Below are 17745 nucleotides of genomic sequence, written 5' to 3' on the forward strand. Positions count from 1 at the left end.
TTCAGGCGTTTGCCCTGAACCTCCGTCTCCTCCGGCTACGCCCCGTTTCTCCTCCCTGCCTAATCTTTACCGGGATGATGCCGCTGACCGATACACACGTCAGCATAGTGATAATCAACATCAGGCTTTCCCTACAAATTCCCCGATAAAGAGGCATGAAATGCAGGTGACTTTAGATAAGACGCAATTTTTAGCCGCGCTGAAACGCCAGTGGCAAGGGTTCGGTTTGCAACAGGCACAGGATATGACACCGCATCAGTGGTGGCAGGCTACCAGTGCCGCATTATCTGAACAATTGAGTGCGCAGCCTGCGGCAAAAGCGACAAAACAGCCTCAGCGCCACGTTAACTATATCTCGATGGAGTTCCTGATCGGGCGCCTGACCGCAAACAATCTGATCAATCTCGGCTGGTATGACACGGTCAGTCAGGCGCTGAAAGAGCAGGGGGTTGAACTGGCCGATGTGCTGGAGCAGGAAACCGATCCGGCACTCGGCAATGGCGGGTTAGGCCGTCTGGCTGCCTGTTTCCTCGATTCTATGGCAACCGTCGGGCAACCCGCGACCGGCTATGGTCTGAACTATCAGTATGGTCTTTTCCGCCAGTCGTTCAGCGAAGGTAAGCAACAGGAAGCGCCGGACAGCTGGCATCGCGAAAGCTATCCGTGGTTCAGCCACAATAGCTCGCTGTCTGTAGATGTCGCGTTCGGCGGCAAACTGACGAAAAACGAAAAGGGCGTTCAACGCTGGCAGCCCGCGTTTACCCTGCGGGGGGAAGCCTGGGATCTGCCGGTGGTCGGTTACAAAAATGGTGTCACCCAACCGCTGCGCCTGTGGCAGGCCACTGACGTACATCCGTTCGATCTGACGTTGTTCAATGACGGTGAATTTCTTAAAGCCGAGCAAAAAGGCATTGATGCGGCCAAACTCACCAAAGTGCTTTATCCGAATGACAATCATGACGCCGGTAAACGCCTGCGCCTGATGCAGCAATATTTCCAGTGCGCCTGCTCGGTGGCCGATATCCTGCGCCGCCATCATTTCCTTGGCCGGAAAATTGAGGATTTACCGAAATTCGAAGTCATCCAGCTCAATGATACGCACCCGACCATTGCCATTCCTGAGCTGCTGCGTATTTTGCTCGACGAACATCAGCTTGACTGGGATGCGGCCTGGGCGATCACCCGTCAGACATTCGCGTACACCAACCACACACTGATGCCGGAAGCGCTGGAATGCTGGGATGAAAAACTGGTGCGCAGCCTGCTTCCCCGCCATTTCTCGTTGATCAAAGCCATCAATGCCCGCTTTAAAAAGGTGGTCGAAAAACAGTGGCCGGGTGACAAAGCCGTATGGGAAAAACTGTCAGTTCATCAGGACAAACAAGTGCGGATGGCGAATCTGTGCGTGGTCAGTGGTTTTGCGGTGAACGGCGTGGCAGCGTTGCATTCCGAACTGGTGGTCAAAGATCTGTTCCCGGAATACCACCTGCTGTGGCCGAATAAATTCCATAACGTGACCAACGGCATCACACCGCGCCGCTGGCTGAAACAGTGTAACCCTGCGCTGTCATCGCTGATTGATGACACCCTGAAAACGGAATGGGTGAATGACCTCGACGCGCTGAAAGGGCTGGAAGGTTTTGCCGACAACAAAAAGTTCCGTCAGCGTTATCAGGCCATTAAGCGTGAGAACAAAATCAAACTGGCGCATTACGTGCAACAGACAATGGGACTGACGCTCAACCCTGATGCCATTTTCGATGTACAGATCAAACGCCTGCATGAGTACAAACGCCAGCACCTTAACCTGCTGCACATTTTGTCGCTGTACCGCCAGTTGCGTGATAACCCGGAAATGGACCTGGTGCCGCGTGTCTTCCTGTTCGGCGCGAAAGCGGCACCGGGTTATTACCTGGCGAAAAATATTATCTACGCCATCAATAAGGTGGCGGAAAAAGTGAATAACGATCCGCTGGTGCGTGACCGCATCAAAGTGGTATTTATCCCGGATTACCGCGTATCCGTGGCTGAACTGATGATCCCGGCAGCCGATGTATCCGAGCAGATCTCAACAGCGGGCAAAGAAGCATCTGGTACCGGCAACATGAAACTGGCACTGAACGGTGCGCTGACCGTCGGCACCCTCGACGGTGCGAACGTTGAGATTGCCGAAGAGGTGGGTGAAGACAATATCTTCATCTTTGGTCATACCGTCGATCAGGTCAAAGCTTTGCAGGCGGAGGGGTACGATCCGCTTAAAATTCGCAAGAAAGACAAGCACCTGGATAAAATTCTCAAAGAACTGGAAAACGGCTTCTTCAGTAATGGTGACAAGCAGGCGTTCAGTCTGATGCTCGACAGCTTGCTGGGCGGCGGCGACCCGTATCTGGTGCTGGCCGACTTTGCGGATTACTGTGCGGCACAGCAGAAAGTGGACGCGCTGTATCGCGATCAGGATGAATGGACGCGCAAAACTATCCTCAACACGTCCCGCGTAGGGATGTTCAGTTCCGACCGTTCGATCCGCGATTATCAGCAGCGGATCTGGCAGGCGAAGCGATAAGGAGCCGGCATGGAGAACAAAGCACTGGAGCAGGCCGCCAGGGAGGCGGGGATCGCCTCTGGTTTTATTAACGCGCACGGTAAACAGCAGGCGATCGCCCCTGAGACCAAGCGTGAGCTGTTATCGGCGATGGGCTGGGAGGCGGGACACAGCCGCCCGGTGACCACACCGGTACCGTCGGTCAAAGTATTTGTCACGGGCAGCCGTCTGGCATTACCGGTCAGCGGTGAAGGCGAATATGCCTGGACACTGAAGCTGGAAAGCGGCACGACGCAAAAGGGGCGGATCAGCGGCAAAATGACACTGGCGCTGCCGGGTAAAATTCCTGCCGGCTATCATCAGCTGACGTTGACACAGGACGCGCAACAGTGGGATTGCCGGGTCATTGTGGCACCGAAACGCTGTTATGAACCGGATGCCCTGCTGGCCGGTAAAAAACTGTGGGGCGCCTGCGTACAGCTCTATACGTTGCGCTCGGAAAATAACTGGGGCATCGGTGATTTCGGTGACCTCAGTATGATGCTGAAAAATATCGCTCAACGCGGCGGCGCATTTGTCGGGCTTAATCCGATCCACGCGCTGTATCCGGCGAACCCGGTGGCTGCCAGCCCCTATAGCCCGTCTTCCCGCCGCTGGCTGAATGTGATTTATATCGACGTCAGTGCGGTAGAAGATTTCAGGCAAAGCGATGCGGCGCAACAATGGTGGCATCAGCCGCTGACGCAGCAACGCATACAGGCGGTGCGCGCGAATGACCGGGTGGATTACGCTAACGTCATGCCGCTGAAATTAGAAGGGTTACGGCTGGCTTACGCGCATTTCCTGGGGCGTAAGCCACAGGATCCGCAGGTGAAGTCCCTGGGTAATTTCGTCAAACAGGGCGGTGAAAGCCTGTATCTGCAGGCTGCCTTTGATGCATTGTACGAGTATCTGGCGAAAGAAAGTGATGTGGCGCTTGGCTGGAACCGCTGGCCGGAAAAATATCATGATGCCCGGGGCCCGGCTGTGAGGGCATTCTGTGAACAGCATGCGCAGGATGTGGAGTTTTATGTGTGGTTGCAGTGGCTGGCGGAAACGCAGTTTACGCAGTGTTACCACACCAGCCAGCAGTACGAGATGCCGATGGGGCTTTACCGGGATCTGGCGGTCGGCGTGGTAGAAGGCGGCTCCGAAACCTGGGGTGACGGCGAGCTGTATTGCCTGAAAGCCTCGGTGGGGGCGCCGCCGGATATTCTGGGCCCGCTCGGACAGAACTGGGATCTGCGCCCGATGGATCCGCATGTGATGGTGAGACGCGGCTATCAGCCGTTTATCGATCTTCTGCGTGCCAATATGACCAGCTGCGGTGCATTGCGTATTGATCATGTGATGACGTTGCTGCGTCTGTGGTGGATCCCGGCTGGTGAAACGGCGGATAAAGGCGCGTATGTACAGTATCCGGTGGATGATCTGCTGGCCATTTTAGCACTGGAAAGTCAGCGGCACCGCTGCATGGTGATCGGCGAAGATCTGGGTACGGTGCCGGTCGAGATCGTCAGTAAGCTGCGCGAAAGCGGTGTGTATTCCTATAAGGTGCTGTATTTCGAACGCGATGAGGAAAACAACTTCCGCGCGCCGCAGTCCTATCCGGTTCAGGCGATGGCAACTATCACCACGCATGACCTGCCGACGCTGCGAGGCTACTGGCAAAGTGACGATCTGGCGCTGGGCAAAACCCTCGGTTTATACCGTGACGAAGCTGTTTTACAGGCGCTGTACGCTGACCGTGCCCGCGCACGTCAGGGGTTGCTCGACGGCCTGCATCATTACGGTTGCATCCCGAAGAAAACCGGGCATAAAGCCGCGCTGATGGAAATGACGCCGGTACTCAACCGGGGTCTGCAACGCTACGTTGCCGACAGCGCCTGCGCCTTGCTCGGTCTGCAACCGGAAGACTGGCTGGACATGGACACACCGGTCAATGTGCCCGGCACCAGCGATGAATACCCGAACTGGCGGCGTAAGCTTTCTCATACGCTCGAAGACATGTTCGCCGACGAGCAGGTGAATAAGCTGATTAAAGATCTTGATAAACGTCGCCGGAAAGTCTCGGTAAATTAAACTGTCATCATTACAAAGAGAGCCATGAGTCATATCATGGCTCTCTTTTTATTGTCTTTTTTATTGTCTTTTTATTTAACTGATAAGAATAAATTAATTTCTTTCCAAAATGTAAATTACTAATGCATTCATCTCGTGAATCAGTTTTTTATGTGATTAGTTTCCGTAAGTTTTCTGAATTAATTAATTAACAGCCATGATTTAATTTCTCTATTAGTATATGTGCCTGTACAAGCGGTTAATTATTTAATTAAAGCCGGTTAATTTTGTAAAGCATTTAATAATAAAGGAAATTAAAATGGAATTTAATAAAATCAGCAAAGCCATGTTAGGTATGGGGATGCTGGCGGTTGCAGGCAGCGCCTGTGCGTTGGAAGCCTGGAATGGTCAGGAGGGTGGAGACACCATTCAGGTTATTTTTGATGGCTCCGTCTATCAGAATGCCTGGTGGGTGGGGGCAACCAATTGTCCGGTCACTCCGGACGCACCAGAAGGTTCTAACCCGTGGAATTATGTCCGTGATGCAACTCCGGCGGAAATCACGCAATATGGCAACCCGACCAGTTGCGACATTCCAGGCTCCGACACCCCTACTTATCCTGCCTTTAGTGCCGATAAAGTTTACCAGGAGGGGGATATTGTTTCTGCCGGCGAAACCAATTATCAGGCCACGACCACAATACCTGCGAATTCTTTCGCGCCTGATGTCCGCAACCCATGGCAAGCTTATATCCCGGCGAAACCGTGGAATGCTGAAACCGTTTATAATGAAGGCGATGTGGTCACTGTAGGCTCGCAGAGCTATGAGGCCTTATTTTATACAGTAGGTAAGGATCCGGCAGATGTTGCCAATCAGAACCCGGACGGGGTCAATGGCGCACCCTGGAAGCCATTAGACGCATCAACACGATATACCGATGAGGAACTGGCCGCTGCGCCGGTATTCGATGCCTCTAAGCTGTATGCCGCGAATACACTGGTTCGATTCCAAAATCAGCCGTACGTTTCCCAGGCTAAAGTTCAGAAGGTTTCACCAACCGATATCAACACCTGGAAAGCGATTGTCGACTGGACTGGCACGAAAGATCGCGTCGGTACAGCAAAAAGTGACTGGCCAGCGCATGTCTATGCTCCTTATGTTGACTTCACGTTAAACGATATTCCTGATCTGGCTAAACTGGCCACGGAGCAGGGTATTAACCATTTCACTATGGCATTTGTGGTGGCGAAAGACACAGACACTTGTATGCCAACCTGGGGTACAGCATACAATCTGCAAAACTACGCCCAGTATTCAAAAATCAAAGCATTACGTGAAGCTGGCGGGGACGTTATGGTTTCCATTGGTGGTGCAAATAATGCGCCTCTTGCTGCTGCCTGTCACAATATTGATGACCTGAAACAGATGTATGTGGATATCGTTGAAAACCTGAATCTGAAGGTACTGGATTTTGACATTGAGGGGGGTTATCTGGCTGATAGCGCCATCGTTCAGCGCCGGAATACTGCTGTAAAAGCGGCACAGGATCAATGGAAAAAAGACGGTAAGAAAATCGCAGTCTGGTACACATTGCCTGTTCTGCCTACCGGTCTGACGGCTGAAGGCATGTACGTGCTGAACGATGCGAAAGCGAAAGGCATCGAACTGGCAGGTATTAACATCATGACCATGGATTATGGCAATAGTATCTGCCAGTCCACAGGTACTGAAGGTCAGAATATTCATGGTCATTGTGCGACTTCTGCTATCGACAATATGTTCCTTCAGCTGAAAGAAATTTACGCCGATAAAACTGATGCGCAAATTAACGCCATGATGGGCACTACGCCGATGATCGGGTACAACGATGTGCAAGGTGAAACCTTCTATCTGTCAGATGCCAACATTGTGATGGAACAGGCGAAAGAACGTAATCTCGGGATGATCGGTATCTGGTCTATGGTCCGCGATCAGCCAGGACCTGCGGGCGTTGTAGAGGCCACCCATAGTGGTCTGACCGAAGAACAGGCACCGAAGTATGCGTTCAGTAAGGTGCTTTCACAGTTTGCTCAACCAGACGCACCGGATGATACCTGCTGCCATCAATGGGAGGAAAATGGCCATTATGGTGAGCGTGGCAATATCTATGTTTACGACAACCCTTATAACCATCAGACTGAATATTTCTCCGCCGCCAAAACCGGCCAATATTGGTATTTCCCAACCAATAAAACCAACAATGCTGACTGGATTTATTTAGGCACTGATAAGGAAACAGCAAAAACCAATAACGAATCGTTAATGGGTTATGCACAGTGGGGAGAAAACGATCGTAAAGCGAGCCTGGGAACGACGTTTATTTACAGTAATCCTTACAACGGTCGCCTTGAGTTATTTACCTTGAAAGCGACAGGAAACGATGGCCGTTATTGGTACTTCCCAACTAATAAAACCGACAATACTTACTGGAAGTATGAGGGAGAAGTCGCCTTCAAATAAATTGTCGGTGTAATAAATAAAAAAGGGCGGCCATTCGGCCGCCCAAGACACAGGGAATTGCTCAAGTATTACAAAGCGCATTAGCCTTACCGTTAACCTTTCACTCCCCCTGCCGTTAAGCCACCCACCAGCCAGCGTTGAGCAATCAGGAACACTGCCGTAATCGGAATGGCAGACAGAATCGCCGCCGCGGCAAAGTCACCCCACAAATAATTTTGCGGATTCAGATATTGCTGCATGCCGACCGCCAGCGTGTAGCTGTTGACGTCACGCAGCAGTAACGATGCCACCGGCACTTCGGTAATAGCCGCGATGAACGACAGAATGAACACCACCGCCAGAATAGGTACAGACAGCGGCAAAAGCACCAGACGGAATGCCTGCCACGGGCTGGCACCATCCAGCGCGGCCGCTTCTTCCAGCGAGCCGTCGATGGTTTCGAAATAACCTTTGATGGTCCAGACGTGCAGGGCGATACCGCCCATATAGGCAAATATGACACCGCCATGCGTATTCAGCCCGAGAAACGGCACGTACATGCCGAGACGGTCAAACAGGGCATATAACGCCACCAGTGACAGCACCGCCGGGAACATCTGGAAAATCAGCATCCCTTTGAGCAGCGAACTTTTACCGCGGAATTTCATGCGGGCAAAGGCGTAGGCGCAGGTGGTAGAAAGCGCGACGATGCCGACAGCGGTAATCCCGGCGATCTTGACCGAATTCCACAGCCACAACATGACCGGAAACGGCGGTGGCGTGATGCTGCCGTCGCTGTTGGTGACGGCAATCCCGAGTGCCAGTTTCCAGTGATCCCACGAGACCTGATCCGGGATCAGACTGCCGGTGGCAAAGTTACCCGGGCGCAGCGAAATGGCGAATACCATCAGCAACGGGAACAGGATCAGCGCCAGAAAGCACAGCAGTAAAAGGTGCGTCACCAGCAATCTGACTTTCTGCGACTTCGGTTTAACCATGGGCATTGTCTGTTTCTCCTTAGTCGAATTTCATGCGTGATGCTTTCAGGTTCACGATAGCCAGCGCACCCACCAGCAGGAAGATCAGCGTGGCAATCGCCGCCGCCAGCCCGAAGTCCTGCCCGCCGCCGCCTTCAAAGGCGATGCGATAGGTGTAGCTGACCAGCAAATCGGTATGACCCGCTGGCGTAGTGGTGCCGAGCATGTCCGGCCCGCCGTTGGTCAGCAGTTGGATCAGTACGAAGTTATTAAAGTTAAACGCGAAACTGGCGATCATCAGCGGCGTCAGTGGTTTGATCAACAGCGGCAGCGTGATGCGAAAGAAGTTCTGCATCGGCGTCGCGCCGTCCATTGCGGATGCTTCGTAAAGATCGTCTGGGATCGCTTTCAGCAGGCCCATGCACAGGATCATCATGTACGGATAACCGAGCCAGGTGTTGACGATAATGATCATGCTTTTGGCGGTCCACGGATCGCTGAACCATGCCGGTTTGATACCAAACAGCGCGCTGAGCATCAGGTTTATTTCACCGAAGCTCTGATTGAATAACCCTTTGAAAATAAGAATCGAAATAAATGCGGGAACGGCGTAAGGCAGGATCAGCAGGATACGGTACGCCGCTTTGCCCCTGAGTTCTTCCCACTGTACGACGCAGGCCAGCACCATGCCGACCGCGACGGTGAGCACCACGGTCAACAGGGCGAACACCACGGTCCAGACAAAAATGGACAGGAAAGGTTTCTGGATCCCTTCGTCATGTAGCACGCGCAGGAAGTTGCCCCAGCCAATGCCGACGGTAAAGCCCGGGCTGAGTTTTTCAGCCTGCCATTCGCCCTGGGCGTTTACAGCCTGATAGAAACCGGTGTCCATATTCGGGCGGTAAATCGTGCCGGTTTGTACGTTGGTCAGTTGCTTCTTATCTTCACCGGGTTTGTACAACGCCTGCGTGCCGGAGAACTGGCGCAGTGAGCTCATGCGCAGCATTTCGCCGTCGGGTAATTTCGCTGAGATCAGACCGAGCGCCAGACGGTTTTGTGTCACCACCCGTAATCCGGCTTTTTCAGCCGATGGCGCGGTTTGCGGCAGCATGTCCAGCGTTTGCGGCGCCTGAGCGTTGAAAGCAAAAGGCGGGGAAACCAGCGTCTCGCCGTTATCCGCTGACGTCAGTGCCAGTTGCCATTTATCACCGGCGGGGTAGAGGGCGAAATTCAGCACCTTGCCGCCCTGGAATTCACGTCCCATCAGCACAGACTGTGCGCGCTCAAAGGTCAGCTGATTAGTACTGCTGTAGTTGGTGAAGGCGATCGCGATGGTGCAGATCAGCGGGAACAGCACAAATAACAACATCCCGGCCAGACCGGGGTATACATAGCGCCACGAATAGGCGCGGCGGTTGCCATAAATGTATAAGCCGACACCGGAGAGGATCAGGGTCAGAATGGCAAAAAGGGTTTCGCCCTGCGCATACATCAGCACGATCAGATAACCGGTAAAGCAGGCGAGCAGGGCGATGATCAGCCATTTGAACGCATTGCTGAACGGCCGTTTTTTGGCTCTTGGCATAAGGACAATCCTTGTGGTGGCGGTGTGCAACCCGTGAGTTGCGCACCGTTCATTGAGCTAATGCTTTGGCATTACTTGGTAATGCGTGTTTCTACGTCTTTCAGCGCTTGTACAACGGTTTGTCGGCCATTTACCGCGTTAATGATTGCGCTGCGTTCTGCATACCAGAAGGCGCTCATCTGCGGGATATTTGGCATGATTTCACCGTTCTTCGAGTTAGCCATGGTGGCAGCAATGCGCGGGTCTTTTTCCAGTTTTTCCTGATAAGACTTCAGCGCCACGGCACCCAGCGGTTTGTCCTTGTTCACCACAGCCAGACCGTCATCAGTGATCAGGTAATTTTCCAGGAATTCTTTCGCCAGTTCTTTGTTCGGGCTGGCGGCATTGATACCGGCCGTCAGTACGCCGACGAACGGTTTAGACGGTTTGCCGTGGAACGTTGGCAGCAGCGTCACGCCGTAGTTGATTTTGCTCTTGTCGAGGTTTGACCATGCCCACGGACCGTCAATGGTCATGGCGGTCTGGCCTTTGTTGAACGCGGCCTCAGCAATGGAGTAATCGGTGTCAGCATTAATGTGCTTGTTTTTCACCAGATCGATAATGAATTGCAGACCAGCCTGTGAACCTGCGTTATTCACGCCGGTGTCTTTAATGTTGTATTTACCGTCTTCATATTTGAACGCATAACCGCCATCAGCCGCGATGATCGGCCAGGTGAAGTACGGTTCCTGCAAGTTCCACATGATGGCGCTCTTGCCTTTGGCGCGTAGCTCTTTATCCAGCGCCGGGATCTCTTCCCAGGTTTTTGGTGCTTCTTTAATGATGTCTTTGTTGTAAATCAGTGACAGCGCTTCAACCGCGACCGGATAGCCGATCAGCTTGCCGTTGAAGGTGACTGCATCCCAGGTGAACGGGAACAGTTTATCTTTAAAGGTCTGATCCGGGCTGATTTCAGCCAGCAGGCCGGATTGTGCGTAGCCGCCAAAACGGTCATGTGCCCAGAAGATGATGTCAGGGCCGCCGCCGGTGGCGGCCACTTGCGGGTATTTTTCTTCCAGCTTGTCAGGATGCTCTACCGTCACTTTAATGCCGGTGTCTTTTTCAAATTTCTTACCGACTTCCGCCAGGCCGTTATAGCCCTTGTCACCGTTAATCCAGATGACCAGTTTCCCTTCTTCTATTTTGGCGAACGCGGAAGATGACAGCACCAGCGTAGCCAGCGCCGAGAGTGCCAGTGTGTGTTTAACAATCTTCTTAATGCTGAGGGTCATAATCCAATCCTTTTGTAGTCGGTTTTTTTATCGTCTGAGACGGAAAAGACAGGGTACGACGCCAGTGTGGATTCAACCTGTCGGCGCTTCATCATCCCCCTCTCTACGCCCCCGTCTCTCAGAATGTGATCCCGCCGACACTCTCAGGCGTTATGTGGCTCATCACTCAAAATTATGCTTCGTTTTTTGCCATTCAGATCACGAATTTGATTTTTGGTATGAACTTTCATCCGTTTACGGGAAACCGTCATCCTCCCTGCTCCTCCCCCATGAAAAACTTTGTTACGGATGATTACGATAACCGGCTAATCCTTCACTCTCCGTTGCATCGAGTTTTCTCGCTGGCAACAAGTACAGGAGTTCAGGATGGCGAGCGTTTCCCTTAACAGCGTGTACAAAGCCTTTGGCGATACCGTGATTTCCAGTGATATCAATCTGGAAATAGAAGAAGGCGAGTTTGTTGTGTTTGTCGGGCCGTCCGGCTGTGGTAAATCCACGCTGCTACGCATGATTGCTGGTCTGGAAGACATCACGTCCGGTGAACTAAAGATTGGCGATAAACGCATGAACGAAGTACCGCCCGCCGATCGTGGCATTGGCATGGTGTTCCAGTCTTATGCGCTTTATCCGCACCTGTCCGTGGCAGAAAACATGTCTTTTGGCCTGAAGCTGGCCGGTGCGAAAAAAACCGAGATCAGCCAGCGGGTGAATCAGGTATCCGAAGTGTTGCAATTGGCGCACTTGCTGGACAGACGCCCGAAAGCGCTTTCCGGCGGACAACGTCAGCGCGTGGCGATTGGCCGTACGCTGGTTGCCGAGCCGACGGTTTTTCTGCTTGACGAGCCCCTTTCTAACTTAGATGCCGCGCTGCGTGTGCAGATGCGCATTGAAATTTCACGCCTGCATAAGCGCCTGAAACGCACCATGATTTATGTGACTCACGATCAGGTCGAAGCGATGACGCTGGCCGATAAAATCGTGGTGCTCGATGCCGGACATATCGCTCAGGTCGGTAAGCCGCTCGGGCTGTATCACTATCCTGCCAACCGCTTTGTCGCCGGTTTTATCGGCTCTCCAAAAATGAATTTCCTGCCGGTGAAAGTCACCGGTGCTGAACCTGCACGTGTGCAGGTCGAGTTGCCAAACCGCCAGCAAGTCTGGCTGCCGGTGGAGGGGACCAACGTTAACGTCGGCAGCAACCTGTCACTGGGTATCCGCCCTGAACATCTTCTGCCAAGCGACGTCGCTGAAGTGACGCTTTCCGGCGAAGTGCAGGTTGTCGAGCAACTGGGTAACGAAACACAGATCCACATCCAAATTCCGGCAATTCGTCAGAACCTGGTGTACCGCCAGAACGACGTGGTGCTGGTAGAAGAAGGTGCAACATTCGCCATTGGTTTGCCGCCACACCGCTGTCATCTGTTCCGCGAGGATGGCACTGCATGTCGCCGGTTACACCCAGAACCTGGTGTTTGAAAGCACGCGATCCCCTACAGGAGAAAATGATGATCACAATGCGTAGTTCTTCCCTGGCGCTGGCAGTGGCTGCTGGCATCCTTTCTACACAAGCAATGGCGGTAGATTTCACCGGTTATGCCCGTTCGGGTATTGGCTGGACCGGCAGCGGCGGCGAACAGCAATGTTTCAAAGCAACCGGTGCAGACAGCAAATACCGTCTTGGTAACGAATGCGAGACGTATGCAGAGTTGAAACTGGGTCAGGAAGTGTGGAAAGAAGGAGATAAGAGCTTCTATTTCGACACCAACGTGGCGTATTCCGTCTCTCAACAGAACGACTGGGAGTCAACCGATCCGGCTTTCCGCGAAGCCAACGTGAAGGGTAAGAACCTGATCGAATGGCTGCCGGGCTCCACCATCTGGGCGGGTAAGCGTTTCTACCAACGTCATGATGTTCACATGATCGACTTCTACTACTGGGATATTTCAGGTCCTGGTGCGGGTCTGGAAGATATCGATCTGGGCTTCGGTAAATTGTCTCTGGCTGCAACCCGTAATACCGAAAGCGGCGGTTCATACGGTTATATTGCCGACCAGCGTAACGAAGTGCCAACCTCCAACGACGTGTTCGACGTGCGTCTGGCGGGCCTGCAAACTAACCCGGGCGGCGTACTGGAGTTAGGGGTGGATTATGGTCGTGCCAATGCGCGTGACGGTTATTCACTGGCGGATGATGCCACCAAAGACGGTTTCCTGGTCACTGCGGAACATACGCAAAGCATTTACAACGGCTACAATAAATTCGTTCTGCAATATGCTTCTGACTCCATGACCGATCCGGGTCAGGGCACGGCAAACGGCCACTCTAATGGCGCAGCCATCAATAACAACGGCAGCATGGTGCGCGTTCTCGATCACGGTGCTATCGACTTCAACGACACCTGGAGCCTGATGTACGTGGCAATGTATCAGGACGTTGATCGTGATAACAACAACGGCACCACCTGGTATACCGTCGGTGTCCGTCCGATGTACAAATGGACCCCGATCATGAGTACCTTGCTGGAAGTGGGTTACGACAACGTGAAATCTCAGCGTACCGGCGACAAAAATGGTCAGTACAAAGTCACCCTGGCGCAACAATGGCAGGCTGGCGACAGCATCTGGTCACGTCCGGCCATCCGCGTGTTTGCCACTTATGCGAACTGGGATGAAAAATGGGGTTACGACACCGATACCGGCACAAACAATGGCTTAGCGATGAATGATACCAGCACCCGTACCTTCAGCCGTGGTAATGACGATGAAGTAACGTTCGGCGCCCAAATGGAAATCTGGTGGTAAATTTTTCCTTCCTCCTTCGCGCTGCCGATGCGTTGGCTGCGCGTCCTCGCCCCGGTCACGTAGTTGTCTACGCTCCCAGGGACTTGGACGCTTGCCGCCTTCCGGCAACCCGAAAGAGTTTGGAAAAATGGCAATGTAAGCTTTAAAAATCGCAGTAAAGAAGATGTGCTGGCTGGCGGATTGTCGCTGATGACCGCCAGCCTTCATGGTGATTTCAAAGGAACCAATAATGAAAAAGAATCTGCTGTCACTGTGTCTGTCGCTGAGCCTGTTGGCTGCTGTCCCTGCGGGAGTGAATGCTGCGCAAAATGATGCGAATACGGCACCGGCTATTTCCAGCCAGACCTTACGCAACCTTTCATGGACGCCGCTGGTTCCGCCAGTGACGCAGGATGTCACGCTGGGCACGTCCAGCGCTGAAATTAATCAGGGTGAAATTCAGGGTGCCGTCGGGGCTTTCGCATTACCTGCTGACCGTGGCTCGCTTGAAATCACACTGACCAGTATCGCGACCGGTAAAACCGTGTATGCGCCGAATGTTCTGGTGCTGGATGAGCAGATGCGTCCGGCGGCATTTTATCCTTCCAGCTATTTCCCGTATCAGAAACCGGGGATTGTGTCGAGTGACCGTCTGGAAGGCACACTGAAACTGACGCCAGCGCTGGGTCAGAAACAAATTTATTTGCTGGTGTACACCACCCGTCAGGATCTGGCAGACACTACGCAGATGGTCAACCCGGCGAAAGCCTTTGCGGCAGGGGTAGGTAATGCGGTGCCGGATATCCCGGATCCGATTGCCCGTCACACGCCAACCGGCACGCTGAGCCTGAAAGTGACCGCTGAGCAAAAAACCGGCAACGTAATGATCGGCCAGATCTTCCCGTCATCCGCACCTGCAGCGGCAGCACCGGTCGTCGTCGGCAGCACACAGGCTCCGGCACATGCGGCAGCCCCGGCAAAACCGTCTGAGCCAATGCTCAGTGATTCCGAAACTTACTTTAACGACGCGATTAAGAAAGCAGTGAAAGCAGGGGACGTTGATAAAGCCCTGAAACTGCTGGACGAAGCTGAACGTCTGGGTTCCAAAACCGCCCGTAAAACCTTTATTGAAAGCGTGAAGCACTAAGCTTTTCAGCGCATCCCCCGCGAAGAAGCTGGCAGTTTTTGTTAGCGCCTCCCCCTGCGAAGGGGGAGAAAGCCGCCCAAGCCCGGTCATCCCGATACCCGTTTGCCTTCATTTCTTTTTCTCCCTTCTATTTGTTACCCTGTTGTTAATTCATTCAGCGGGGGATTTATGGCGTCTGCAAACTGGGTCGATTTATCGAAAGATAAAGACAGCGGGATCGAGACGATCCGCGCCCATTTCGAAGGCCATGCTTACGATCCTCACTGGCATGACAGTTATCTGGTCGGTGTCACCCAGTACGGTTTGCAGCAGTTCAGCTGCCGCCGCCAGAAGCATCAGAGCCTGCCGGGTAAAGTGTTTATGCTCGAACCAGGCGAAATTCATGACGGCGATGCCGTGCAGCCCGGCGGTTTCACCTATCACATGTTGTATCTCGAGCCGCAATGGCTGAGCCGTGAACTGGCGGCACGGCGTGATTCCCTTTCTTCGGCCGGTGATCCGGGTTTCGAAAATACCTTAGCGCAGGATCCGCAACTGGCACTGGCGACGTCGCAGGCATTTCAGGCGCTGCATGGTAAAGACCTGCGCATCGTGCGTCAGACCGCGCTTGACGCGCTGCTCAGCGCGCTGGGCGGTCATCTCACCTGGCAGCCGCCGCGCTCACAAGGCGTTGCACCGTGGTCACGGGTGGCGCATCAGGCACGGGAATATCTGCATGCCCATCTGCACGAAGATATCGGTCTTGAGCAACTGGCGGCAGCGACCGGCGAAAGCCGTTTTGTAGTCAGCCGTGCGTTTAAAGCTGAATTTGGACTACCGCCGCATGCCTACCTTATTCAGCTGAAACTGACCCGTGCCCGCGAAGGTCTGGCGCGGGGACACACACCGGCAGCGGTGGCGGCGGATTTAGGCTTTGCCGATCAGAGCCATCTCGGGCGCTGGTTCCGCCGTGCATATCAGCTCACGCCTGCGCATTACCGGCGTTTATGCACAAATCTTCCAGATTGAGAAAAAGCGACAGGCTAAGCTCGGCACTCAACTGAACCGGAGCCTGTCATCATGAATACGTCTGCAACAATTCTGCCCCCGTCCCCGGAACGCTGTGTGATTGTGATCAATCAGCAACTTGCCGCCGGACACGCCGCCAATGCCGCCGCCGTACTGGCCCTGACGCTCGGGCAACGCCATCCGTCGCTGGTAGGCGCGCCACTGGTTGATGCCGATAACCGCGAGCATCCGGGGTTGATCCCGATTGGTATCAGCGTGCTGGTTGCCGACAGCGAACAGCTCACGCAACTCCATCAGCATCTGCTTAATGACGACGAAATGGATGGTATTATTTTCCCGGTCGGGGGACAGCAGACCACTGATTATGCTGCCTTTCGCGAAGCTGTGTCTGTTGTAGCGACGGACAATCTGCAACTGCTGGGTATCGCGCTGGCGGGCAAAAAGAAAGTGGTGCGTAAGCTGACCGGCAAACTCGCTTTGCTCGGCTGACGCCTGTCATTTAAGTGTCACACTTGTTCTCTACTCTCCTGATATTCAAACTAATATCAGGAGTTTTCCCGTGCGCAAGACCCTCGTTGCTCTGCTGCTTTTCACCCTCGGTTCCACGTTTGCCGTCCAGGCCGCTGACGAAGCCAAACCCTTTATCACCAGCCAGGAACTGGATCTGACCAAATATCTGCCCGCGCCACCGGCGGATGATTCGGCGCAGACCAAAGCGGAACTGAAAGAATTGCTGGAAATTCAGGCCACCCGTACACCGGAGCAGGAAAAAGCGGCGATTGCCGATGCTGAGGAAAACGTCTGGCGTTTTGCCGACGTGATGGGGCCGGACTTTGATGCCGCAAAACTGCCGAAAACCGCGGCACTGTTTGATCGTATTGTTGCGACCGAAGATGTGGTGGACGATCACGCCAAGAAAGCCTTTAACCGCCCGCGTCCTTACATGCTGGATGAACAGATCCATCCGCTGCTGAAAAAATCCAAATCCGGCTCATGGCCTTCCGGTCATTCGACTATCGGTTACCTGATGGCGACCGTGCTCGGTGAAATGGTGCCGGAAAAACGTAATGCGCTGTTTACCCGTGCAGCCGGTTATGCCGAAAACCGTCTGGTGGCTGGTTTCCATTACCGTTCTGATACCGTGATGAGCCGCACCGGTGCTGCGCTGATTGCCCAGAAAATGGAAGAGCAACCGGATTTCAAAACCGAATTCGACGCGGCGAAAGCGGAAGTTCGTGCACAGCTTGGTCTGAAATAATTTTCGTCAGTTCCTGCCTTTCCGGTAAAGTATGGGGCGTAAAACTTGCAAAGGAAGGGACTGATGGAATACAGATTCAAGCGGATGGCATCACCGGTCGGGTTACTTACACTGGCGGCGAAAGGCGACAAGCTGACCGCCATTTTGTGGGAATGTGAAATCGACGGACGCGTGCCTTTGGGCACGATGCTGGAAGACCCGGCGTTTCCGATTTTGCTGAAAACCGAACAACAGCTGAACGAGTACTTTGCGGGTGAACGTACACGTTTTGAGCTGGATCTGGATTTTACCGGCACCGAATTTCAGAAAGAAGTCTGGGCGGCGTTGCTGGAAATTCCTTTTGGTGAGACGCGCAGCTACGGCGAAATCGCCCGACGCATCGGTCGCCCGAAAGCGGTTCGCGCCGTGGGTGCTGCCAATGGTCGCAATCCGATTTCTATCGTGGCGCCCTGTCACCGGGTAATCGGTTCTTCCGGCAAATTAACCGGCTTTGCCGGCGGACTGGAGAACAAGTTGTTGTTACTGAAGCTGGAAGGCCGTAAATCGTAAGGTTTTTATTGGGGAATAAATTGCTTGATGTCCGCTTGTTAGTCGATGC

At 53.4% G+C, this 17745-nt stretch carries 13 protein-coding genes; 10 read left to right on the forward strand and 3 right to left on the reverse strand.

Translation table 11 applies throughout. From position 1 onward, the window contains the following. Positions 1-160: 160 nt before the first annotated feature. The 3 genes from malP (at position 161) to ETV65_RS18095 (ending at position 7142) form a co-directional block, all read left to right on the forward strand. A complete protein-coding gene (gene malP, locus ETV65_RS18085; RefSeq protein WP_129954433.1) occupies positions 161-2563 on the forward strand; it encodes a maltodextrin phosphorylase in 2403 nt (800 codons plus the stop codon). Between the two features lie 9 nt (positions 2564-2572). Then, positions 2573-4663, forward strand: coding sequence for a 4-alpha-glucanotransferase (malQ, locus tag ETV65_RS18090; RefSeq protein WP_129954435.1), 2091 nt, complete (start codon positions 2573-2575; stop codon positions 4661-4663). 298 nt (positions 4664-4961) lie between these two features. Further along, a complete protein-coding gene (locus ETV65_RS18095) occupies positions 4962-7142 on the forward strand; it encodes a glycosyl hydrolase family 18 protein (RefSeq protein WP_129954437.1) in 2181 nt (726 codons plus the stop codon). Between the two features lie 92 nt (positions 7143-7234). Here ETV65_RS18095 and malG read toward each other — a convergent pair whose 3' ends face one another. The 3 genes from malG to malE all read right to left on the reverse strand — a co-directional run bounded on the left by malG (position 7235) and on the right by malE (position 10954). Next, on the reverse strand, positions 7235-8125 hold the full coding sequence (gene malG / locus ETV65_RS18100) for a maltose ABC transporter permease MalG (protein ID WP_047609161.1): 891 nt from the start codon (positions 8123-8125) through the stop codon (positions 7235-7237). A gap of 13 nt (positions 8126-8138) precedes the next feature. Next, a complete protein-coding gene (gene malF / locus ETV65_RS18105; protein ID WP_129954439.1) occupies positions 8139-9683 on the reverse strand; it encodes a maltose ABC transporter permease MalF in 1545 nt (514 codons plus the stop codon). A 71-nt stretch (positions 9684-9754) separates the two neighbouring features. Next, on the reverse strand, positions 9755-10954 hold the full coding sequence (malE, locus tag ETV65_RS18110) for a maltose/maltodextrin ABC transporter substrate-binding protein MalE (RefSeq protein WP_129954441.1): 1200 nt from the start codon (positions 10952-10954) through the stop codon (positions 9755-9757). A 366-nt stretch (positions 10955-11320) separates the two neighbouring features. On the opposite strand from malE, the gene malK reads away from it, so the two are divergent. From malK to ETV65_RS18150, 7 genes are all read left to right on the forward strand, one after another. Next, positions 11321-12430, forward strand: a complete 1110-nt coding sequence (malK, locus tag ETV65_RS18115; RefSeq protein ID WP_129954443.1) for a maltose/maltodextrin ABC transporter ATP-binding protein MalK — start codon at positions 11321-11323, stop codon at positions 12428-12430. 29 nt (positions 12431-12459) lie between these two features. Further along, a complete protein-coding gene (locus tag ETV65_RS18120; protein WP_129954629.1) occupies positions 12460-13755 on the forward strand; it encodes a maltoporin in 1296 nt (431 codons plus the stop codon). Between the two features lie 229 nt (positions 13756-13984). Continuing rightward, complete coding sequence (gene malM, locus ETV65_RS18130) at positions 13985-14881, forward strand: maltose operon protein MalM (protein ID WP_129954447.1); 897 nt, start codon at positions 13985-13987, stop codon at positions 14879-14881. Positions 14882-15049: 168 nt separating this feature from the next. Beyond that, entirely contained in the window at positions 15050-15889 is an 840-nt protein-coding gene (locus ETV65_RS18135) for an AraC family transcriptional regulator (RefSeq protein ID WP_129954448.1), read from the forward strand. Between the two features lie 51 nt (positions 15890-15940). Next, entirely contained in the window at positions 15941-16378 is a 438-nt protein-coding gene (locus ETV65_RS18140) for a DUF2000 domain-containing protein (protein WP_129954450.1), read from the forward strand. A 70-nt stretch (positions 16379-16448) separates the two neighbouring features. Next, complete coding sequence (locus ETV65_RS18145) at positions 16449-17147, forward strand: phosphatase PAP2 family protein (RefSeq protein WP_129954452.1); 699 nt, start codon at positions 16449-16451, stop codon at positions 17145-17147. Between the two features lie 63 nt (positions 17148-17210). Then, a complete protein-coding gene (locus ETV65_RS18150) occupies positions 17211-17696 on the forward strand; it encodes a methylated-DNA--[protein]-cysteine S-methyltransferase (RefSeq protein WP_129954454.1) in 486 nt (161 codons plus the stop codon). Positions 17697-17745: the final 49 nt, after the last annotated feature.

The organism is Rahnella sp. RFA10(1/100) (assembly GCF_004195115.1).
GTDB classification, from domain to species: Bacteria; Pseudomonadota; Gammaproteobacteria; order Enterobacterales; family Enterobacteriaceae; genus Rahnella; species Rahnella perminowiae.